Annotated in this window: 20 protein-coding genes; 13 read left to right on the top strand and 7 right to left on the bottom strand. The window is 76.1% G+C overall.

Going from position 1 to position 21,216, the window contains the following annotated elements:
• Positions 1 to 181 precede the first annotated feature (181 nt).
• From KIK08_RS26650 to KIK08_RS26635, 4 genes are read left to right on the top strand one after another with little or no spacing between them, the layout of a single operon-like run.
• On the top strand, positions 182 to 2,674 hold the full coding sequence (locus KIK08_RS26650) for a serine/threonine-protein kinase (RefSeq protein WP_214406005.1): 2,493 nt from the start codon (positions 182 to 184) through the stop codon (positions 2,672 to 2,674).
• Positions 2,675 to 2,696: 22 nt separating this feature from the next.
• Positions 2,697 to 3,707 carry a protein phosphatase 2C domain-containing protein gene (locus KIK08_RS26645; protein ID WP_214406004.1) on the top strand — a complete coding sequence of 337 codons (1,011 nt, stop codon included), beginning with the start codon at positions 2,697 to 2,699 and terminating at the stop codon, positions 3,705 to 3,707.
• Positions 3,704 to 5,017, top strand: a complete 1,314-nt coding sequence (locus KIK08_RS26640) for a vWA domain-containing protein (RefSeq protein ID WP_214406003.1) — start codon at positions 3,704 to 3,706, stop codon at positions 5,015 to 5,017. Before KIK08_RS26645 ends, KIK08_RS26640 begins: the two co-directional genes overlap by 4 nt.
• 4 nt (positions 5,018 to 5,021) lie before the next feature.
• Entirely contained in the window at positions 5,022 to 5,699 is a 678-nt protein-coding gene (locus KIK08_RS26635) for an FHA domain-containing protein (protein ID WP_214406002.1), read from the top strand.
• On the opposite strand, the gene KIK08_RS26630 is transcribed toward KIK08_RS26635, so the two are convergent.
• From KIK08_RS26630 to KIK08_RS26620, 3 genes are all read right to left on the bottom strand, one after another.
• The gene (locus tag KIK08_RS26630; RefSeq protein WP_214406001.1) at positions 5,687 to 6,655 is read right to left on the bottom strand and encodes a glutamate ABC transporter substrate-binding protein; all 969 of its coding nucleotides are present in this window, start codon (positions 6,653 to 6,655) and stop codon (positions 5,687 to 5,689) included. The two genes, KIK08_RS26635 and KIK08_RS26630, sit on opposite strands and share 13 nt — an antisense overlap.
• Positions 6,652 to 7,980 carry a GlnX family signal transduction membrane protein gene (locus KIK08_RS26625; protein ID WP_214406000.1) on the bottom strand — a complete coding sequence of 443 codons (1,329 nt, stop codon included), beginning with the start codon at positions 7,978 to 7,980 and terminating at the stop codon, positions 6,652 to 6,654. Before KIK08_RS26625 ends, KIK08_RS26630 begins: the two co-directional genes overlap by 4 nt.
• Before the next feature lie 105 nt (positions 7,981 to 8,085).
• Positions 8,086 to 8,847 (bottom strand): IclR family transcriptional regulator, encoded by a 762-nt coding sequence (locus KIK08_RS26620; RefSeq protein ID WP_214405999.1) that lies wholly within the window; start codon positions 8,845 to 8,847, stop codon positions 8,086 to 8,088.
• An 89-nt stretch (positions 8,848 to 8,936) separates the two neighbouring features.
• On the opposite strand from KIK08_RS26620, the gene hutH reads away from it, so the two are divergent.
• The 5 genes from hutH (at position 8,937) to hutI (ending at position 16,040) form a co-directional block, all read left to right on the top strand.
• Positions 8,937 to 10,466: a histidine ammonia-lyase gene (hutH, locus tag KIK08_RS26615; RefSeq protein WP_214405998.1), complete on the top strand. Its 1,530-nt coding sequence runs from the start codon at positions 8,937 to 8,939 to the stop codon at positions 10,464 to 10,466.
• Positions 10,467 to 10,649: 183 nt separating this feature from the next.
• Positions 10,650 to 12,308 carry a urocanate hydratase gene (gene hutU, locus KIK08_RS26610; protein WP_214405997.1) on the top strand — a complete coding sequence of 553 codons (1,659 nt, stop codon included), beginning with the start codon at positions 10,650 to 10,652 and terminating at the stop codon, positions 12,306 to 12,308.
• A 17-nt stretch (positions 12,309 to 12,325) separates the two neighbouring features.
• Positions 12,326 to 13,495: an allantoate amidohydrolase gene (locus KIK08_RS26605; RefSeq protein ID WP_214406006.1), complete on the top strand. Its 1,170-nt coding sequence runs from the start codon at positions 12,326 to 12,328 to the stop codon at positions 13,493 to 13,495.
• Positions 13,492 to 14,793 carry a formimidoylglutamate deiminase gene (locus KIK08_RS26600; protein WP_214405996.1) on the top strand — a complete coding sequence of 434 codons (1,302 nt, stop codon included), beginning with the start codon at positions 13,492 to 13,494 and terminating at the stop codon, positions 14,791 to 14,793. Before KIK08_RS26605 ends, KIK08_RS26600 begins: the two co-directional genes overlap by 4 nt.
• A 104-nt stretch (positions 14,794 to 14,897) precedes the next feature.
• Positions 14,898 to 16,040 (top strand): imidazolonepropionase, encoded by a 1,143-nt coding sequence (gene hutI / locus KIK08_RS26595; protein ID WP_308257915.1) that lies wholly within the window; start codon positions 14,898 to 14,900, stop codon positions 16,038 to 16,040.
• 7 nt (positions 16,041 to 16,047) lie between these two features.
• On the opposite strand, the gene KIK08_RS26590 is transcribed toward hutI, so the two are convergent.
• A complete protein-coding gene (locus tag KIK08_RS26590; RefSeq protein ID WP_214405994.1) occupies positions 16,048 to 16,326 on the bottom strand; it encodes a heavy-metal-associated domain-containing protein in 279 nt (92 codons plus the stop codon).
• Between the two features lie 444 nt (positions 16,327 to 16,770).
• On the opposite strand from KIK08_RS26590, the gene KIK08_RS26585 reads away from it, so the two are divergent.
• From KIK08_RS26585 to KIK08_RS26575, 3 genes are read left to right on the top strand one after another with little or no spacing between them, the layout of a single operon-like run.
• On the top strand, positions 16,771 to 17,139 hold the full coding sequence (locus KIK08_RS26585; protein WP_214405993.1) for a YbaB/EbfC family nucleoid-associated protein: 369 nt from the start codon (positions 16,771 to 16,773) through the stop codon (positions 17,137 to 17,139).
• Entirely contained in the window at positions 17,136 to 17,441 is a 306-nt protein-coding gene (locus KIK08_RS26580; protein ID WP_214405992.1) for a hypothetical protein, read from the top strand. The genes KIK08_RS26585 and KIK08_RS26580 overlap by 4 nt, the downstream gene beginning before the upstream one ends.
• Positions 17,438 to 18,322 carry a WXG100 family type VII secretion target gene (locus KIK08_RS26575; RefSeq protein WP_214405991.1) on the top strand — a complete coding sequence of 295 codons (885 nt, stop codon included), beginning with the start codon at positions 17,438 to 17,440 and terminating at the stop codon, positions 18,320 to 18,322. The genes KIK08_RS26580 and KIK08_RS26575 overlap by 4 nt, the downstream gene beginning before the upstream one ends.
• Here KIK08_RS26575 and KIK08_RS26570 read toward each other — a convergent pair.
• Entirely contained in the window at positions 18,317 to 18,922 is a 606-nt protein-coding gene (locus KIK08_RS26570) for a TetR/AcrR family transcriptional regulator (protein ID WP_214405990.1), read from the bottom strand. The two genes, KIK08_RS26575 and KIK08_RS26570, sit on opposite strands and share 6 nt — an antisense overlap.
• A gap of 75 nt (positions 18,923 to 18,997) precedes the next feature.
• On the opposite strand from KIK08_RS26570, the gene KIK08_RS26565 reads away from it, so the two are divergent.
• A complete protein-coding gene (locus KIK08_RS26565; protein ID WP_214405989.1) occupies positions 18,998 to 19,648 on the top strand; it encodes an O-methyltransferase in 651 nt (216 codons plus the stop codon).
• A gap of 108 nt (positions 19,649 to 19,756) precedes the next feature.
• On the opposite strand, the gene KIK08_RS26560 is transcribed toward KIK08_RS26565, so the two are convergent.
• Positions 19,757 to 20,455 (bottom strand): zf-HC2 domain-containing protein, encoded by a 699-nt coding sequence (locus KIK08_RS26560; RefSeq protein WP_214405988.1) that lies wholly within the window; start codon positions 20,453 to 20,455, stop codon positions 19,757 to 19,759.
• Entirely contained in the window at positions 20,452 to 20,970 is a 519-nt protein-coding gene (locus KIK08_RS26555; protein WP_214405987.1) for a sigma-70 family RNA polymerase sigma factor, read from the bottom strand. The genes KIK08_RS26560 and KIK08_RS26555 overlap by 4 nt, the downstream gene beginning before the upstream one ends.
• Between the last annotated feature and the right edge of the window lie 246 nt (positions 20,971 to 21,216).

Below are 21,216 nucleotides of genomic sequence, written 5' to 3'. Positions count from 1 at the left end.
CGGTTGGGCCGCGCCGAGGAGCCCGACGTCCTCGGCCTCGACGAGCGGCTGCAGCGACTGCTCTGGACCACCCCGTGCGACCTGGCCGCGGCCACCCGGGAGCTGGCCGACTACCGCCGGTACCTGGCCCCGCCGGCCACCGGACGGCCGGCATGATCGGGCGCGAGAGGAGGTGGGCGCCGTGACGGACTGCCCCCAGCCGGACTGCGACGGCACCATCGAGGACGGCTTCTGCGACGCGTGCGGCCTCGCGCCGCCCCCGCCGAGGCCCCCGGCGACCGGGCCGTTCAGCGGGCCGGTCACCGGGCCGGCCACCGCACCGTCCCCGGGACCGTTCAGCGGGCCGGTCACCGGACCCGCCACCGGACCCGCCACCGGACCCGCCACCGGACCCGCCACAGCCGCGGCCGGCGCGCCGCCGCCCGACGGCAGCCCGTGCCCGCACCCGGGCTGCGACGGCACCGTCGAGGACGGCTACTGCGACATCACCGGCCTGGCCGCCACGTCGGCCGGCGCCCGCCCGGGCAGCACCCCCACCGGCGACCGGACGGCCGGCTGGGGTTCGAGCAGCGCCACCACCGGCAGCCGCGCCTACCGCGGCACGGGCCGCTCCCGCAGCACCTCCAGCCGCAGCCGGCTGGGCGCCGGGCTCGTGGACGTGCCCCCCGTCCCGCGCGTCGACCCGGCCACCGCGCTGCTGGAGGATCCGCACGTCGCCGAGGAGAAGCGCTACTGCAGCAAGTGCGGCCACCCGGTGGGCCGCAGCCGCGACGGGCAGCCGGGCCGGCTCAAGGGCTTCTGCCCCAACGACGGCACCCGCTACGACTTCACCCCCACCCTGCGGCCCGGCACGCTCGTCGCCGGCCAGTACGAGGTCCAGGGCTGCCTGGCCCACGGCGGGCTGGGCTGGATCTACCTGGCGCTCGACCGCAACGTCAACGACCGGTGGGTCGTGCTCAAGGGGCTGCTCGACTCCGGCGACGCCGACGCCATGGCGGCCGCGGTCGCGGAGCGCCGGTTCCTGGCCCAGCTCAGCCACCCGACCATCGTCTCGATCTTCAACTTCGTCGAGCACCCGGACGCGGACGGCCAACCGGTCGGCTACATCGTCATGGAGTACGTCGGCGGTTCCTCTCTCAAGCAACTGCTCAACGCGCGCAGGCGCGCCGACGGCGGGTTCGACCCGCTGCCGGTGGGCCAGGCGATCGCCTACGCGCTGGAGGCGCTGCCCGCGCTGGGGCACCTGCACTCGCTCGGCCTGGCCTACTGCGACTTCAAGCCCGACAACGTCATCCAGTACGACCGCCAGCTCAAGCTGATCGACCTCGGCGCCGTGATCCGGATGGACGACCAGCTCAGCGCGGTGTTCGGGACCGTCGGCTACCAGGCCCCGGAGATCGCGAAGCGCGGGCCGTCGCCGAGCTCGGACATCCACACCGTCGGCCGCACGCTGGCGGTGCTCGCGCTGGGCATGCCGCCGACCCACCGCGGCTCCCCCACCCCGCTGCCCGACGCCGCCACGCACCCGGTGCTGGCCCGGCACGAGTCGTTCCACCGGCTGCTGCTGCGCGCGACCGACCCCGACCCGCTGCGCCGCTTCGAGTCCACCGACGAGATGGCCGACCAGCTCACCGGGGTGCTGCGCGAGGTGCTCTCCGCCGAGGACGGCGCCCCGCGGCCCGGGCGCTCCGTCGTGTTCGGGCCGCCGCGGGGCAGCTTCGCCTCCGGCCTGCTCGGCGAGCCCACCGCCCCCGGTCGGCCCGCCCCGGGCCGGGTCGCCCAGGTGCTCGCGGTGCCGCTGGTCGACACCGACGACCCGGCGGCGGGCGTGCTGGCCACCGCGTCGGGCGCCGAACCCGGCGAGATCCTGCGGCTGGCCGGCACCGTCGCCGACCCCAGCCCCGAGCTGCGGCTGCGGGTGGTGCGCGCGCACCTGGAGGCCGACGACCCGCGCTCGGCCGGCGCCGCGCTGGACGAGATGGCCGCCGCCGGCCTCGACGACTGGCGGCTGGGCTGGCTGCGCGGGGTCGCCGCCCTCGTCGCCGGCGACCCGCGCGCCGCGATCGACCTGTTCGACGTCGTGCTGGCCACCCTTCCCGGGGAGTCCGCGCCCAAGCTCGCGCTCGCCGCCGCGGCGGAGGCCGCCGGCCTGGACGCCCTCGCCGGGCGCTACTACTCGATCGTCGGCCGCACCGACCCGAGCCTGGCCGACGCCGCGTTCGGCCTGGCCAGGGTGGCGTTGCGGGCCGGGCAGCCGCGGGCCGCCACGGCCGCGCTCGACGCGGTGCCCGAGACGTCGAGCGAGTACGTGGCCGCCCAGCTCGCGGCCGTGCGCACCGTGCTCGTCGGCGGGCGCACCGGGTCCGGCGACGTGGTGGCCGAGCCGGACCTGCGGGCCGCGGCGGCCCGGGTCGAGCGCCTGCCGCTGGACCCGGCCACCGGGCACCGCATCCGGGCCACCGTGCTGGACGCCGCCGTCGGCCTGGTCTCGGTGCCCGGGATCGGCCTGGGCAACGGCGCCGCGCCGCTGCTGGGCCACCGCTGGAGGGCGCGCGATCTGCGCCTGGCCCTGGAGCGCACCCTGCGCGACTCGGCCCGGTTGGCCGCCGACCGCGCGGAGCGGATCGCGCTGGTCGACCGCGCGAACCAGGTCCGGCCGAGGACGTGGGTGTAGGCCGGTGATAGACGTGTCCCCCGTGTCCCGCCCGACCACCTGCCCGAACCCCGCCTGCGCCGAGCCGGTCGACCCGACCGCGAACTTCTGCGAGGCCTGCGGCACCGACCTCGCCGTCCGCGACGGCACCACCGCCGCCGTGGCCGCGGCCGCGGCCACCTGCGCCAACTGCGGCACCACCGCCGAGCCCGGGGCCGCCGACGACGGGTACTGCACCGGCTGCGGGCTGCGCCGGCGTGACCCGGCCGAGCACGTCGAGACCGTCCTCGACGGCGTCGCAGGCGTCAGCGACCGCGGCCGGGTGCGCGAGACCAACCAGGACGCGATGGCGCTGGGCCGCCACCTCGCCGGCACCGTCGCGGCCGTGGTCTGCGACGGCGTGTCGACCACCCTGACCCCCGAACTGGCCGCCACCACCGCCGCCGACACCGCGCTGGAGGCGCTGCTGCGCGGGCGCTCCGACGGCGCCACCCGCACCCGCGACGCCGTGCTCGCCGCCGGGAAGGCCGTCGGCAAGCTCGGGCGCGCGCCGCACGGGCCGTCGTGCACGCTGGTGTCGGCGCTGGTCCAGCCGCTGCCGGACGCCGAGGGGGTCGACGTCCACATCGGGTGGATCGGCGACAGCCGCGCCTACTGGCTGGCCCCGCCCGACTCCCCCGAGCCCTCCCGCGCGCTCACCCGCGACCACTCCTGGGCCACCGAGATGATCGCCGTGGGCATGGACCCCGCCGAGGCCACCGCCGACCGGCGCGCCCACCAGATCACCCGCTGGCTCGGCCCGGAGGACCGGCCGCCGGTGCCGGAGCTCGCCCACCTGCGGCCCACCGCCGACGGGCTGCTCCTGCTGTGCACCGACGGGCTGTGGAACTACCTCGACGACCCTGCCGAGCTCGCCGCGGCCGCGCTGGGGCCGGCCGCGGAGTCCGGGCCGCTGGCCGCGGCCGTCGCGCTCACCGCGCTGGCGCTCGAGGCGGGCGGTCGCGACAACATCACCATCGTGCTCGTCCCCGTCACCGTGAGGAGCAGGTCGTGACCCGGTCCGCAGCACCGCCGTCGGAGCCGTCCTTCACCGTCGAGGTCGACCAGAACCCCTACCTGCACGTGGGCGCGGCGCAGGTCGACGCGATCGTCACCGTCACGGCGAGCGGGGCGGGGTCGGCCGCCACGGCGGGCGGCGGCGCCGTCGAGATCATCCTCGTGGACTGCTCGTCGTCGATGTCCGGCAGCAAGATCCACGCCGCCCGGGAGGCCACCGTGGCCGCGGTGCGCCAGATCCGCGACGGCGTCCGGTTCGCGGTCGTCGCGGGCACCCACGACGTCGCCCAGGTCTACCCGAGCAGCGGCACCGCCGTCGCCGACGACCGCACCCGGCACGAGGCCGTTCAGGCCGCCCGCAGCCTGCTGGCCAGCGGCGGCACCGCCATCGGCGGGTGGCTGACCCTGGCCCGGCACATCGCCGAGCAGCATCCCGGCGCCGTGCGCCACGCCATCCTGCTGACCGACGGCCAGAACGGCGAGCCGCCGGACGTGCTGAGCGGGGTCCTGGCCGAGTGCGCCGGCGCGTTCGTGTGCGACTGCCGCGGCGTGGGCACCGACTGGAACGTCGACGAGCTGCGCCGGATCTCCTCGGCGCTGCTGGGCGGGTTCGAGTTCATCCGCGAGCCGGCCCGGCTGGCCGACGACTTCGCCGAGATGATGAGCACCGCGATGGGCAAGGGCCTGGCCGACGTGCTGCTGCGGCTGTGGACGCCGAAGGGCTCGCGGATCCGGTTCGTCAAGCAGGTCGACCCGACCATCGCCGACCTCACCGACCGGCGCACCGAGACCGGCAGGCCGGGCTCACCGGCGGCCCAGGGCGACTACCCGCTCGGCGTGTGGGGCGACGAGACCCGCATCTACCACGTCTGCCTCGACGTGCCCGCCCAGGCGGTGGGCGCGGAGATGCTGGCCGCGCGGGTCGGCCTGCGCCGCGCCGGCACCGACGACGTGCTGGGGCAGGGCCTGGTCAAGGCGCTCTGGACCGACGACCCGGCCCTGTCCACCCGGATCAGCCGCCAGGTCGCGCACTTCACCGGGCAGGCCGAGCTCGCCGACTCCATCCAGGAGGGGCTGGCCGCCCTGCGCACCGGCGACGAGCGCACCGCGACCGCCAGGCTGGGCCGCGCCGTCGCGCTGGCCGCCGGGTCGGGCAACGACGAGACCGCCCAGCTGCTCGGCCGGGTCGTCGACGTCGTCGACGCGCCCACCGGCACCATCCGGCTGCGCCGCGGGGTCGACAAGGCCGACGAGATGAGCCTGGACACCCGCTCCACCAGGACGGTCCGGGTGCGCGGGACGGACTGAGCCGGTGGCCACCTGCCCGGTCGGGCACAGCTCGGCCGACGACGAGTACTGCGACACCTGCGGGCTGGCCGTGTCCGCGCCACCCCCGCCCGTCCCGGCGCCGCCGGATCCCGAGCGGGTGCCCGGCCGGGACGTCTGCGCGGCGTGCCGCGCCCCGCTGCACGGGCGGTTCTGCGAGGAGTGCGGGCACGACAACGCCCTGCCCCCGCCCGACCCGCCCGACGCCGGGCCGCCCATCGCGGCGCCCGCCCCGGTCTGGACCGCCGTGGTGCGCGCCGACCGGGCCTGGTTCGACGAGGTCCGCGCCCGCGAGGGCCCCGACGTCGACACCGTCGAGTTCCCGCGCTACTGCCCGGAGCGCCGCTTCGAGCTCACCGGCGCCCAGGTCGCCATCGGGCGGCGCAGCCGCTCGCGCGGCACCAACCCGGAGATCGACCTGTCCGGACCACCGCTCGACCCGGGCGTCTCGGCCCAGCACGCGCTGCTCGTCGCCCGCGCCGACGGCGGGTGGGAGGTCGTCGACCTCGACTCCACCAACGGCACCTCGGTCGGCGACTCGACCGCGCTACTGGCCCCGTTCGCGCCCGTGCCGCTGGCCGACGGCGACCGCATCCGGATCGGGGCGTGGACGACGATCACCATCGAGCGCGCCCGGCCCGCCGGCACCGATCAGTCGCGGTAGCGCGGCTCCGGCGGCGGCGCCGGATCGAGCTGCGGGCCCAACCAGCGCCGGAAGCTCTCCTCCAGGCTGCCGTCGTCGCGGCCCTGCTCCAGCACGCCGTTCACGAAGCGCACCAGGTCGGGGGCCTGCTTGCTCATCCCGACCCCGTAGCCCGCCGTCGCCAGCACCCGCCCGACCACCTCGGTCTGCGGGTCCTGCGCGGCCAGCCCGGCCAGGATGATGTCGTCGCTGGAGACCGCCTCGACGGCGCCCTGCTGCATCCGGATCACGCAGTCCGGGATGCCGATCTCGGTGACCACCTCCATGTCCACCGGCAGCGCCTCCAGCTCGCGCTCGGTCGTCGAGCCCGTCGACGTGCACACCGTGCCGCCGGCGAGGTCCTCGACCTCGCGGATCCCCGAGCCCTTCGGCACCAGCAGCCGCTGCTGGGCCAGCTGGTAGGGCGCGGAGAACTCCACCGAGCGCTGCCGGGCACAGGTGACGCTGAAGTTGTTGACGACCAGGTCGACCTCGTTGCCCTCGACCGCCTTCACCCGGTCGGCGATGTCGTAGACGATGAACTGCACGCGGTCCGGGTCACCGAAGATCGCCTGGGCGATGCGGTGCACGATGTCGATGTCGGTGCCCTCCAGCTGCCCGGTCAGCGGGTTGCGGTAGCCGACGAGGTACTTCGTCTGGTCGACCCCGGCGATCAGCCGACCGCGCTGCTGGATGGTGGCCATCGTCGTGCCCGGCGGCATCGCGCCCGGCTCGGGCAGCGGCCCCTGCGGGCGCAGGCTGTCGACCACCTGGTCGCAGTCGGGCGCCGGGGCGGCGGGAGCCGGCGCCGCCACCACCGGTGGCGGCGGCGCGGCGGCGGAGGACGTCGGGACGAGCGTCGTGCCCAGGGCCAGCAGCCCGGCCAGCCCGAGGTAGACCGCCGGCCTGCGAACATCCACACCTCCCCGGCGACTCATCGGTACTCCCCGGCCCGCTGCGCGACACCGAGCGCGATCGCCAGCCCGGCCAGCAGGAACAGCGCCGGCGGGGCCACGGCCAGCAGCGACTGGGCGTCCCGGGCGCGGGCCACGGCGGCGGAGATCCCGTCGCGCTCGACGGCGATCGCCCGGGCCAGCGCGTCGTCCAGGGCCGCGAACCGGCCACCCGAGGTGCTCGGGTCGACGCCGATGACCGACTCCACGGCCTCCTGGAAGCGGCCGCTGTCGTCGAGGGCCCGGACCTCCTGGTGCGCCTGCACCCAGCTCCGCGTGGCCGAGCGGACCGCCCGCACGTCGGCGCCGCTGGCCTCGGCCGCGCCGAGCAGGCCACCACCACCGTCGGGGCCCATGACGGGCTCGGTCAACCCGGCGAAGGCGCGGTCGCCGCTGCCCCCGCCCCGGGCGACCAGCACCAGGCTCTCGTTGCTGCGCGCCTTGAGCACCGCGGTGCGCGCGTCGTCCAGCGCGCTGACGGCGTCGGTGTGCCGGGACGCCTCGCCCAGCGCCGACCCGGTCATGACCGTGGCCAGGCCCCACCACACCAGCGCGGCCAGCACCGCGATCCCCCCGACGACCAGCCCCGGGTTGAGCAACCGGTTGGTCCGGGAGCGCTCGCCGTTGCCCAGGTCGACCACCGCGGCCAGCAGTCCGAGCCCGAGCAGCAGCACCGCCAGCGGCAGCGCGGAGCCCTTGCGGTAGGCCTCGGCGAGCTCGGCGGTCTCCAGCGCCCGCAACTCGGCAGCGGCCGGCAGCATCGTCTGCTGCATCAGCTTCGAGGCCTGCGTCAGGTACGACTGGCCCAGCGGCAGCCCGGACCGGTTGTAGGTGCGCGCGGTCTCCATCAGGCCCGCGTAGACCGGGAGGTTCGTGGTGAGCGTGGTGACCGGCACGGTGGCCGGGTGGCCCTCCGGCAGCAGCGACGCCGCGTGCACCAGCCGCTCGGCGGCCCGCCGGACGTCGCCGTCGTAGCGGGCGCGCCCCTCCGGCGACTCCCGCCGGCCCGAGACGTACCCGGTGGTCGCGGTGGCGTCGGCGTCGGCGAGGGACTGGTAGAGCCCCGCGGCGTCGGAGGCGAGCGCGGCGATCCGGGTGTCGCTCTCCAGCACCGCCTCGGACCGGTCGTACCCGCTGACCGCCGCGACGACCGCGGCCACCACGCACCCCAGGACCAGCAGCGCCCCGACCCGGCGCAGCCGCTCGGGCGTGCTGCCCCCGGTCAGCGGTGACCGCCGGCGGGCCCGGCGCCCGCGCGCCGGCGCGGCGACCCCCTCGCCGGACGGCCGGCTCACCACCCCCGCACCCATCCCAGTGCACCCCCCAGCGCAACGACCACGGACCGACGATCACGGATCAGGGCATGAGGCTAGCGCCAGCCCGTGACCGGACCGGGTGACGCCGATCGGGGGTACCTACCGGGTCGACGGGCCACCGATCCGGCTGCTGACGACCTGCGCCGTGCGCACCACCTCGTCGACGATCCCGGCCGGGGCCACCTCCCTCGGGAAGGACACCGCCACCCCCGCCACCGGGTAGCCGGCCCGGTCGATCACCGCCACCCCGACCGCGGCGATGCCCGGGGTCACCTCGCCGTCCTCCACCGCGTACCCGCGCCGGCGGGTCTGCGCGAGCAGCGCGCGCAGCGCCGGCAGGGACGCGGCGCCGGCCCGCCCGGCGAACGCGTCCGGGTTCATGAACAGGGCCCCCACCTGGGCGGCCGGCAGCGCAGCCAGCATCGCCTTCCCGCTGGCGGTCAGCTCGGCCGGCAGCCGGACCCCGACGTCGCTGTTGAGCTGCGGCGCCCCGGCCGGCCGGTTCTCGATCACGTACAGGACCTCGTTGCCGTGCAGGACCGCGAGGTGCGCGACGTGGCCCGTCCGTTCGGCCAGTCTGGTCATCGGCACGCGCGCCAACCGGACCAGCGGCTCCGAGCGGCTGTAGCCCGAGCTGAGCTCGTAGGCGGCCGTGCCCAGGCAGTAGCGCCGCTCGTCGGCCAGGTGCACCACGAACCCGCTCTCCACCATCGTGGCCAGCAGTTGGTAGGTGGTGGACCGGGGCAGGCCCAGATCACGGGCGACCGCCGCGGCCGGCACCGGGCCGGCCTGCCGGGCGAGGTGGTTGAGGATCTCCAGCACCTGCCGCGCCGCCGGCGCTTTCTCGGGGCGGGCGGTCACCGGCCGACACTAGACAACATTCCGGGATCCCGGACAGTGGTCGCCGACTGGTCATGGTGCACGGGCAGGTGACGGTGTCGGATTACGCGATGCCCTCTGTCACCGTCGGCGTCGAGCCGCTGTCCTTCCAGGAGATCATTGCCGTAGCCAGGGACGGGGTCGGCGCGACGCTGAGCCCCGAGGCGGAGTTCGAGATCGCCACCAGCCGCAAGGTCGTCGAGGCCCTGGCCGACGACGTCGAACCGCACTACGGCGTGTCCACCGGCTTCGGTGCGCTCGCCACCCGCCACATCCCCGCCGAGCTGCGGGCCGACCTGCAGCGCAGCCTGGTCCGCTCGCACGCCGCGGGCTCGGGCGCCGAGGTCGAGCGCGAGGTCGTGCGCGCCCTCATGCTCCTGCGCCTGCACACCCTGGCCACCGGCCGCACGGGCGTGCGGCTGGAGACGGCCCGCACCTACGCCGCCATGCTCACCGCGGGCATCACCCCGGTCGTGAAGGAGTACGGCTCGCTGGGCTGCTCGGGCGACCTCGCCCCGCTGGCCCACTGCGCCCTCGCCGCGATCGGCGAGGGCGAGGTCCGCGACGCCGACGGCGTGCTGCGCCCCGCCGCCGAGGCGCTCGCCGAGGCCGGGATCACCCCCGTGGTGCTGGCCGAGAAGGAGGGCCTGGCACTGATCAACGGCACCGACGGCATGCTCGGCATGCTCGTACTGGCCTGCCACGACCTCACCGCGCTGCTGCGCGCCGCCGACGTCGCCGCGGCGATCAGCGTGGAGGCCCTGCTCGGCACCGACGCCGTGTTCGCCCCCGACCTGCAGCAGCTGCGCCCGCACCCCGGGCAGGCCGACTCCGCGGCCAACCTGCGGGCGCTGCTCGACGGCTCGGCGATCATGGCCAGCCACCGCAACCCCGAGTGCACCCGCGTCCAGGACGCCTACTCGCTGCGCTGCACCCCGCAGGTGCACGGGGCGGCCCGCGACACCGTCGCCCACGCGTCCGCGGTGGCGGCGCGGGAGCTGGCCTCGGCCGTCGACAACCCCGCCGTCACCGTCGACGGCCGGCTGGAGAGCAACGGCAACTTCCACGGCGCGCCGCTGGCCTACGTGCTCGACTTCCTGGCCATCGCGGTGGCCGACCTCGCCTCGATGAGCGAGCGGCGCACCGACCGGATGCTGGACACCGCGCGCAGCCACGGGTTGCCCGCGTTCCTGGCCGACGACCCCGGCGTCGACTCCGGCCACATGATCGCCCAGTACACGCAGGCGGCGATCGTGGCCGAGCTCAAGCGGCTGGCCGTGCCGGCGTCGGTGGACTCGATCCCGTCCAGCGCGATGCAGGAGGACCACGTCTCGATGGGCTGGTCCGCGGCCCGCAAGCTGCGCCGGGCCATCGACGGGCTCACCCGCGTCGTCGCCGTCGAACTGCTCACCGGTGCGCGCGCGCTCGACCTGCGCGCCCCGCTCGCCCCGGCCCCGGCGACCGCCGCCGTCCGCGACGCGCTGCGCCGCCGGGTCGACGGCCCCGGCCCCGACCGCTACCTCGCCCCCGAGATCGAGGCCGCCGTCGACCTCGTGGCCAGCGGCGCCGCCGTCGCCGCCACCGGGATCGCGCTGGGCTGAGCCGACCGCGCTGACCCCGACAGCGAGGTCGGAGCCGCCCGACCCCGAGCACCGATCACACTGCTGCGCCCTCGTGGTGGGCGGGTTCCTCCGGTATGAACCAGGGACCCGCCCACCGCAGGCGCGGTGGTGGTGATCCGCTCGCCAGCTCGCCCACGACCCGTTCCCGAGGAAGGACCCCCGATGGACGGCGCACGACCGGTGCGTGCTCCCCGCGGCACCGCGCTGACCGCCCGGTCATGGCAGACCGAGGCCCCGCTGCGGATGCTGCAGAACAACCTCGACCCCGAGGTCGCCGAACGCCCCGACGACCTGGTCGTCTACGGCGGCACCGGGCGGGCCGCGCGCGACTGGCGCTCGTTCGACGCCATGGTCCGCACGCTGACCACGCTCGCCGACGACGAGACGATGCTGGTGCAGTCCGGTCGCCCGGTCGGGGTGCTGCGCACCCACGAGTGGGCCCCGCGCGTGCTGATCGCCAACTCGAACCTGGTGGGCGACTGGGCCACCTGGCCGGAGTTCCGCAGGCTGGAGCGGCTCGGGCTGACGATGTACGGGCAGATGACCGCGGGCTCGTGGATCTACATCGGCACCCAGGGCATCCTGCAGGGCACCTACGAGACGTTCGCCGCGGTCGCCGCGAAGCGCTTCGACGGCACCCTCGCCGGCACGCTGACGGTGACCGGCGGCTGCGGCGGCATGGGCGGGGCGCAGCCGCTCGCGGTCACCCTCAACGGCGGCGCGTGCCTGGTCGTCGACGTCGACGGCGCCCGCCTGCGCCGCCGGGTCGAGCACCGCTACCTCGACGAGGTGGCCGACTCGCTCGACGAGGCGGTGCGGCTGTGCGCGGAGGCGAAGGCCGCCCGGCGGGCACTGTCGGTCGGCGTCGTCGGCAACTGCGCCACCGTGCTGCCCGAGCTGCTGCGCCGCGGCGTCGAGGTCGACATCGTCACCGACCAGACCTCGGCCCACGACCCGCTGTCCTACCTGCCCGAGGGCGTCGACCTCGACGACTGGGACGACTACGCGGCCAAGAAGCCCGAGGAGTTCACCGACCGCGCCCGCGCGTCGATGGCCCGCCACGTCGAGGCCATGGTCGGCTTCCAGGACGGCGGGGCCGAGGTCTTCGACTACGGCAACTCGCTGCGCGACGAGGCCCGCCAGGGCGGCTTCGCGCGGGCCTTCGCGTTCCCGGGCTTCGTGCCGGCCTACATCCGGCCGCTGTTCTGCGAGGGCAGGGGCCCGTTCCGGTGGGTGGCGCTGTCGGGCGATCCCGCCGACATCCACGCCACCGACCGCGCCGTGCTCGACCTCTTCCCGGACAACGACCAGCTGCACCGCTGGATCAGGGCGGCGGGCGAGCGCGTCGCGTTCCAGGGCCTGCCCGCCCGGATCTGCTGGCTGGGCCAGGGCGAGCGGGACCGCGCCGGGCTGCGCTTCAACGAGCTGGTCGCCTCCGGGGAGGTCTCCGCGCCGATCGTGATCGGGCGCGACCACCTCGACACCGGGTCGGTCGCCTCGCCCTACCGCGAGACCGAGGCCATGGCCGACGGCTCCGACGCCATCGCCGACTGGCCGCTGCTCAACGCGCTGGTCAGCACGTCGTCGGGGGCGAGCTGGGTCTCGATCCACCACGGCGGCGGGGTGGGCATCGGCCGCTCGATCCACGCCGGGCAGGTCAGCGTGGCCGACGGCACCGAGCTGGCCGCGGCCAAGCTGGAGCGGGTGCTCACCAACGACCCCGCCACCGGCGTCCTGCGCCACGTCGACGCCGGCTACGACCTCGCCGCCGACACCGCCGACACCCACGACATCCGCATCCCCATGCGGGAGGCCCCGTGACGGGATCCTTCTGGGGCATGTGGGGCGAGCTGGAGCAGCTGGGGAAGGCCGGCACCGGCGGCTACCGGCGCTACGCCTGGACCAGCGAGGACGCGCGGCTGCGCGAGTGGTTCGCCGGGCAGGCCGCGGCCCGCGGGCTCGACCTGGTCACCGACCGGGCCGGCAATCAGTGGGCCTGGTGGGGCGACCCCGACGCCGACGGCCCCGGCGTCGCGGTCGGCTCCCACCTCGACTCGGTGCCCGACGGCGGCGCCTTCGACGGGCCGCTGGGCGTGGTGTCCGCGCTGGCCGCGGTCGACGCGCTGCGCGAGGCCGGCGTGCGCCCGGCCAGACCGCTCGCGGTGGTGCACTTCGGCGACGAGGAGGGCGCCCGGTTCGGCATCGCCTGCGCGGGCTCGCGGCTGGTCACCGGGGCCCTGGACGCCGGCCGGGCCCGCGGGCTGGTCGACGGCGACGGCGTGCGGATGCACGAGGCGATGGCCGCCGCCGGGCTCGACGTCGAGCACGTCGGGCGCGACGACGAGGCCCTGCGCCGGGTCGGCGCGTTCGTCGAGCTGCACGTCGAGCAGGGCCGGGCGATGGTCGACATGGACGCGGCCGTGGCCGTCGGCTCCGCGATCCGCCCGCACGGCCGCTGGCGCTACGACCTGCCCGGCGAGGCCAACCACGCCGGTACGACCCGGCTGGCCGACCGGCGCGACCCGATGCTGGCGCTGGCCGCGGTGGTCCTCGCGGCCCGCGCGGCCGCCGAGCGCCACGGCACCGTCGCCACCTGCGGCAAGCTGCGCGTCGAGCCGAACGGGGTGAACGCCATCCCCTCGCGCGTCACCGGCTGGCTCGACGCGCGGGGCTCCCTGCGCGAGGGGGTGCTGGCGACCGTCGCCGACGTCACCGCCGCGGTGGAGGAGCACGGCGGCCGCGTCGAGCAGGAGTCCTGGACCGAGGTCACCCCGTTCGACCCGGACCTGGCCGCGCGGCTGGCCGAGCTGCTCGGCGGCGTCCCGGTGCTCGACACCGGGGCCGGCCACGACGCCGGGATCCTGTCCGCGGCCGGCATCCCCACCGCGATGCTGTTCGTCCGCAACCCGACCGGCGTCTCGCACTCGCCGCTGGAGCACGCCGAACCCGACGACTGCGAGGCCGGGGTGCGGGCGCTGAGCACGGTACTGGCGAGCATGCTCGCGTGAGCACGGCCTACTGGAGCCCGCACGCCCTGCTGCCCACCGGCCCCGCCCGCGACGTGCTGTTCGAGGTGGCCGACGGCCGGTTCGCGGCCGTGCGGCCGGGCTCGGCCGCCGGCGACGCGCGGCGGCTGCCCGGCGTCGCCCTGCCCGGGTTCGCCAACGGCCACAGCCACGCGTTCCACCGCGCCCTGCGCGGGCGCACCCACGACCGCGGTGGCACGTTCTGGACCTGGCGCGAGCGCATGTACGCCGTCGCCGGGAAGCTCGACCCCGACTCGTACCGGGCGCTGGCCACGGCGGCCTACGCCGAGATGGCGCTGGCCGGGGTGAGCGCGGTCGGCGAGTTCCACTACCTGCACCACGGTCCGGGCGGGCGCCCCTACGACGATCCGCACGCCATGTCGCGCGCGCTCGTCGAGGCGGCGGCCGCGGCCGGCGTCCGGCTGACCCTGCTGGACACCTGCTACCTCGCCGGCGGCCTCGACGCCGGTGGCCACCGCCCGCTGGAGGGGGTACAGCTGCGGTTCGGCGACGGCGACGTCCACGCCTGGGCGGAGCGCGCCGGCTCAGGACCGGCGCACGGCACCGCCGTCCACTCGGTGCGCGCGGTACCGCGCGCGGCACTGTCCACCGTGGCCGACGTCGCCGCCGGGCGGCCGCTGCACGTGCACCTCTCCGAGCAGCCCGCCGAGAACACCGCCTGCCTGGCCGCCCACGGGCTCACCCCGACCGGGCTGCTCGGGGCCGAAGGGCTGCTCGGCCCCACCACCACGGCCGTGCACGCGACCCACCTGAGCCCCGCCGACATCACCGCGCTCGGATCGAGCGGCACCGGCGCCTGCCTGTGCCCCACCACCGAGCGCGACCTGGCCGACGGCATCGGCCCGGCCGTCGAGCTGGCCGCGGCCGGCTCCCCGCTGTCGCTGGGCAGCGATCAACACGCCGTGGTCGACCTCGTCGAGGAGGCGCGGGCGCTGGAGATGCACGCCCGGCTGGCCTCCGGCCGGCGCGGCCGGTTCCGCCCCGAGGACCTGCTCGCCGCCCTGTGTCGGCACTCCGCGATCGGCGGCAGCGACGCCGGGCTCGCCGTCGGCGCGCCGGCCGACCTGGTCGCCCTGCGCACCGACACCGTCCGCACGGCCGGCGCCGACCCGGCCCAGATCCTGCTGGTGGCCACCGCCGCCGACGTCGACACGGTGCTCGTCGGCGGTGACGTCGTCGTCCGGGAGGGCCGGCACCGCCTCGGCGACATCGCCCCCCTCCTCAGCGCCGCCATCACCCCCCTCTCGGAGGACCCGTGACCCCCGCCGATCCCGCCCGCCCCCCGGTTCAGGAAAGCCACGATACTGCCCTCTCCGGGCAGCATCGTGGCTTTCCTGAACCTCGTCAGGGGTCGGCGACGCTGGTGACGGGGATCGGGGAGCTGGTCACGAACGACCCGGGCGTCGGGGACGGCTCGGCGCTGGGGGTGCTGCGGGACGCGGCCGTGGTCGTCCAGGGCGGCCGGGTGGCCTGGGTGGGGGCCGCGGCCGCCGCACCGGCCGTCGACGAGCGCCGCGACCTGGGCGGCCGCGCGGTCGTGCCGGGGTTCGTCGACTCGCACGCGCACCTGGTGTTCGACGGCGACCGGGGCGCGGAGTTCGCGGCCCGGATGACCGGCGAGCCCTATGACGGCGGCGGCATCGCCACCACGGTCGCGGCCACCCGCGCCGCAGGCGACGACCGCCTGCGGGCCCTGCTGGGCGGGCGGGTCGCGGAGATGCGCCGCCAGGGCACCACGACCGTGGAGGTCAAGAGCGGCTACGGGCTGACCGTCGACGACGAGGTCCGGGCGCTGCGGCTGGCCGGCGAGGTGACCGGCGAGACGACGTTCCTCGGCGCCCACGTCGTGCCGGCGGGCGCCGACCGGGCCGGCTACCTCGACCTGGTGACCGGGCCGATGCTGGCCGCCTGCGCGCCGCACGCCCGGTGGGTCGACGTGTTCTGCGAGCCGGGCAGCCGCCACGCCTTCGACGGCGACGAGTCCCGGGCGGTGCTGGAGGCGGGTCGGGCCGCCGGGCTGGGGCTGCGGGTGCACGGCAACCAGTTGGGCCCGGGGCCCGGGGTGCGCCTGGCGGTGGAGCTGGGCGCGGCCAGCGTCGACCACTGCACGCACCTGACCGGCGCCGACGTGGACGCGCTGGCCGGCGGTGAGACGGTGGCGACGCTGCTGCCGGGGGTGGAGTTCAGCACCCGCTCGCCGTACCCGGACGCGCGCGGGCTGCTCGACGCCGGGGTGGTGGTGGCGCTGGCCACCGACTGCAACCCGGGGACCTGCTTCTCCTCGTCGATGCCGCTGATGATCGCGCTGGCGGTGCGGGAGATGGGGATGGCGCCGGGTGAGGCGCTGTGGGCCGCCACCGCGGGCGGAGCGGCCGCGCTGCGCCGCGGCGACGTCGGGGTCGTCACCGTCGGCGGCGCGGCCGACCTCGCGGTGCTCGACGCCCCCAGCCACCTGCACCTGGCCTACCGGCCGGGGGTGCCGATCGCCCGGGCGCTCGAACTCTGACTGGTGGTCAGCCGGCCTCGGGCAGCGCGGCGCCCAGCGCGCCGGCGCCCTCGCCGACGACGACGTAGCCGGCGTCCTCGATCGCGGCCACGAGGTCGGCGACCGGCAGGGTCGCGGGGTGGGTCACGGCGGCGGTGGCCGAGACGATGTCCACGTCGGCGGTGACGTCGCCGAGGGTCACCAGCGCGGTCTCCACGTGCCGGGCGCAGCTCGTGCAGTTCATGCCGACGACCGCCAGCTCGGTGCGCACGATGCCGAAGGCCGGGCGGGATTCCATGGTTCGCATCGGATCTCCTGGGATGGAAGTTCGGTGAGCGACGTCGGGGAGTTCTCGTCGTTCGTCCGGGACCATAGGGAGGCCCGGCACCGGCGAGTTGCTCTCCTGAGGGACGGCGACGCCGCACGTCCGTTCCACCGCGCCGAGCGGCAGAGCGTTCCGCCGATCGACTGCAACAGCGCCACCGTACGCCACGCCGCGGTTTCAGGAATCCCATGTCAGCCGCTCGGCGCAGCGGACCGGCCGGTGCCGTCGACGCCCACCGTCCGATGACGACCGCACGCCGTGACCGGGCGAGCGGTCGAGGCCTCCGGGGACGGTCGACGCACCACCGCTACCGGTCACGGGACGGTAACGACGTCGTCACCACGGTGACTGCCCGACGAGGGGCTTCCCGACGAGTTGCGCGGAACGGCCACGGGAGCAGGGGTCGCGCACGTAGCGTCGCCGATCGTGGACGCAGAGGAATGGCTGGCCGGCTACCGCACCCGGCTCGCCGAGCTCGAAGCGCGCGCCGGGCGCGCGCAGGATGCGCTGGCCCGCGCGGGGGCCACGGCGACCAGCCCCGACGGGGCGGTCACGGTCACGGTCGATCCGGTGGGCGGACTGCGCGCGCTGGTGCTCTCCGACCGGACCGCGCAGATGACCCGCACGCAACTGGCCGCCGCGATCGTCGCCACGGCCGCCACCGCCCGTCACGAGGCCGCCGCCGAGGCGGTCGCCGTGATGGCCCCGCTGCTGGGCGACGGCAGCGCGGCGATGCGCATGCTGCGCGGCCACCTGGCGGCCGGGCCGTCCCGTCCGGACGGGGACCGGCCGTGACGGCCGGCGGCTTCCGGGTCGGCACCGAGGACCTCGCCGACACCGCCGCGCGGACCGGCGAGCTCGCCGCGCGCGTGCGCGCCGCCGCCGACGGCGGCCGCCCCGTCGCCCCGCTGGCCTTCGGATTGACGGGGCAGGTCTTCGCCGGACCCGCCGGCCAGGCCGCGGCGCAGATCCGGAGCGGGCTCGACGACCTCGCCCTCGGCACCGGCCGCGGCGCCGACGGGCTGCGCGAGGCCCGCGACGGGTACCTCGACACCGAGCGGGCAGCGGTCGCGGCGTTCGACGGGCTCGCGCGGTGAGCGCCCCGTTCGACGTCGAGCCGGAGACGCCGAATGCGCTCGACGGCGCGGGCATCTTCTCCAGCTACGACGACGGGATCGCCGCGCTCGGCAGCGGCGACGGCTTCGAGATCGTCTGCGCCACCGCCGCCGCCGCGCTGGACACCCTGGGCTTCGTGGTCGACCCGTTCGGCTCGCTGTTCTCGGCGGGCGCGGGCTGGATCATGGAGCACGTCGGGTTCCTCAGCGATCTGCTGGGCGTGCTGGCCGGTGATCCGGACGAGGTCGTGGCCGAGGCCCGGTCCTGGCACCGGGTCTCGGTCGAGCTGTCCGCCGTCGCCGCCGCGCAGCAGGGCCTGGCCGTCACCGGAGCCGTGCCGTGGACCGGTGAGGCCGCCGACGCCTACCGGCAGGCCGCCCAGCAGCGGGCCGAGCGGATGGCGGAGGTCTCCGCGCAGGTCGACCTCTTCGCCACCGCACTGATCACCTCGGCCGCCTACGTGGGCACCGTGCGATCGGTCGTGCGCGACGCGATCGCCGACTTCATCGCCGAGGTCGTGAAGTGGCTGCTGCTCGGGAGCTTCCTCGCGCTGGTCACCAGCGGGGTCTCCCTCGCCGCCGCGATCGGCTGGGCCATCACCGACGCGATCGTGCTGGCCGGGCGGCTCGCCGAGCGCATCGCGCGACTGCTCGAGGCGCTCGCCGACGCCGGCGGCGCGGTCGGCGGGCTGGCGTCGGGGGTCCTGCGGGCCGGTCGGTGGACCGCCGAGAACGCAGGCGCACTGCGCGCGGGCGCCGAGCCCGTCAACGACCGCCTCGGGGGCGAGGGGCTCGGGGCCGTCGTCGAGGCAGGCAAGCAGGCCAGCACGACGACCATCGAGGAGCCGCCACCGGGGTCATGACGCAGGGGACCGCGCCGCGGTGGCCAGCACGCCGGCCACCAGCGCGTCGGTGAACTCCGCCGGCGCCGGGACCCCGGTCACCAGCACGCGGTAGTGCACCGGCCCGACCAGGCGGTCGACCAGCTCGTCCAGGTCGAGACCCGGGTCGAGCTCACCGCGCTCGACGGCGCGCTCCAGCGGCAGCCGGTCGCGCTCGCGCTGGCCGGCCAGGTGCTCGCGGCGCAGGAGGTCGGCCAGCCCGGCGTCGTGCTGGGCCTGTCCGACCAGCGCGCGGAACACCGCACCCGCGTCGGACCCGGTCAGGAAGGCGGCCAGGGTGCGCAGGTGCGCTCGGAGGTCGGCGGCGAGGTCGCCGGTGTCGGGCGGGGTCAGCTCCTCGGCGGCGTCCTGCGCGTAGGCCTCCAGCAGGATCGCCGTCTTCGACGGCCACCAGCGGTAGATCGTCTGCTTGGCCACGCCCGCCCTGACCGCGATGCCCTCGACGGTCAGCGCCGCGAAACCGCGCTCGACCAGCAGGTCGTCGGCGGCCTCCAGGACGCTGCGGCGGGCCCGCTCGCTGCGGCCGTACCGGTTGCCGCGGTGGGGGGCGTCGCCGACCACCGGTCACCTCCTCGTCCCTCGCGGCGATGATAGGCCGTTCAGACTGGACGCAACGGTGCGTCTACTCTAGCGGGCATGGCCAACTCCCTCGCCGCACCATCCGTCCGCGCCGTCCTCGACCGGCTGCACGCCGCGGCCGACCACGACGGGGAACGCGGCCCCACCGGGATCGACTTCGCCACCGCCACGGCGGCCGAGCGCGCCGACGCGCTGGCCGAGGTCTACATGCCGATCTCCGCCGAGGCAGGCGCGCTGCTGTACGCCCTCGTGAGATCGGCGCGACCGGACACGGTCGTCGAGTTCGGCACCTCGTTCGGAATCTCCACGCTGTACCTGGCCGCCGCCGTCGCCGACAACGGCCGGGGGCGGGTGCTGACCACGGAGCTGAGCGCGGCGAAGGTGGCCGCGGCACGCGCCGACCTGGCCGCCGCCGGGCTGGACGGGCACGTCACCGTCCTGGCCGGGGACGCGCTGCGGACCCTCGCCGACGTCCCCGGCCCGATCGGCCTGCTGCTCCTGGACGGCTGGAAGGACCTCTACCTGCCGGTCCTGCACGGGCTGCGCGACCGGCTCGCCCCCGGCGCGCTCGTGCTGGCCGACGACACGAGCTTCGAGAGCGTGCGGCCCTACCTGGAGCACGTGCGCGACCCGGCCAACGGCTACGTCGGGGTCGATTTCCCCGTCGAGGACGGGATGGAGATCAGCTGCTGGACCGGCGCCGGATGAGCGGCCGTCCCGCCGGGGACGGGGTCGTGGCGAGCCGAGGGACCGTCTCGCTCGTCACGACCCCGTTCCCGGCGGGACGGCCGTCTCCCGCGGGGACCGGAGCGCGGGTCAGACCGGCACCGACACGAAGGTCTCGCCGTCCTCGTTCTCCACGTCCACCGACGCGACCTCGTCGGGGGCCACGAGCGCCGAGCCGGTCAGCGGCTCGCCGTTGCCCTCGCCGGTGACCCACTGGAAGGCCACCCTGCGCTCGCCGTCCTTGGACACCACGACCATGTTGCAGCGCTCGCCGGGCGGGACGCCCTCGACCGTGGCCGAGACCCGGACGTAGCCCGCGGCCGGCATCACGGTCACCTCGGCCTCCGCCCCGGTCCTGGCGTCGGTCGCCTTCGCCACCAGCGCATTGACCGGCGCCTCGACCGGATCCGTCCGGGTCGGGGGCTGCTGCTGGGCGACGACCGGGGGTGGGCTGCCGGTCTGCTGGCCGTAGACGAACCCGCCGGCCACGCCGGCGGCGCCGACCAGCACGGCCGCGGCCGCGCCGAGCACTCGTCTGCCCCGTCTGCCCTCCTTGCGGATCTGCCGGACGGTGCGCCGCAGCAGCAGGTCGCTGCCGTCCGGTGGACCGTCCAGCAGCACTTCCGGCGGCATCCCGTCCAGCAGGGCGGTCACCTCGCGCAGCTCCCTCAGCTCGTTCGAACACCATCCGCATGCTGCGAGATGCGACTCGACGGCCCAGCCCTCGCGCGCCTCCAAGGCACCCGCGAGGTAGACGCCGAGGTCGCCCGCAACGTGACGATCCGTCATGCCGGTACCTCCGCAGGCGTTTCCACGAGGCGCCGCAGCGCCTTCAATGCGTAGTGACTCCGGGACCGCACCGTTCCGGGTGGGACCCCCAGCACCTGTGCGGTCTCGTCGAGCGTGCGACCGGCGAAGTACAGGTGCGCGAGCACGCCGCGGTGCTCGGGGGAGAGCTGTTCGAGCGCGGCCAGCACGGTGAGCGAGTCGACGACACCGCCGGCGTGGTCGGGCGCGATCGGCGCCACGATCTCGTCGTCGGTGACCTCCGACGGCCGCGACGACCTGGCCCGCGCGCGGTCGATGACGATGTTGCGCACCACGGTGAGCAACCAGCCCCGCACCGACCCCCTCCCGTTCACCAGAACGTCGGGGTGCTTCCACACGCGCACCAAGGTCTCCTGTACCACGTCTTCCGCCGTCGCCCGATCGCCGGTGAGCCGGGTGGCGTAGGCGAGCAGGGCGCGACCGTGCTCGGCGTAGACCGCCGTGATCAGCGCCTCGTCCCTCGGGGTCCGTGCCACAACCCCTCACACGGACGCCGCGACCGACTGGGTCAACGCCCGACCAAGATTCTTTGCGGATTCTCGCGAGTGGCGTGAACCCGCCGCGCGCCCCGGCCGTGTCACGTTCGAAGCCGGTTCCCACCCGGAAGGTGTCCCATGTCCGTCAGCCGTCTGGCCAGCGCGATCGCGGCCGCGACCGCGGTGCTCGCGCTGGGCGCGTGCAGCGCGGCGCCGGCCGCCCCGGCCGCGCCCGCCGACGCTCCG

Origin of the sequence: Pseudonocardia lacus, assembly GCF_018531445.1 — a bacterium.
Classification (GTDB): Bacteria; Actinomycetota; Actinomycetes; order Mycobacteriales; family Pseudonocardiaceae; genus Pseudonocardia; species Pseudonocardia lacus.
This window is presented reverse-complemented; position numbering and strand designations above follow the sequence as displayed.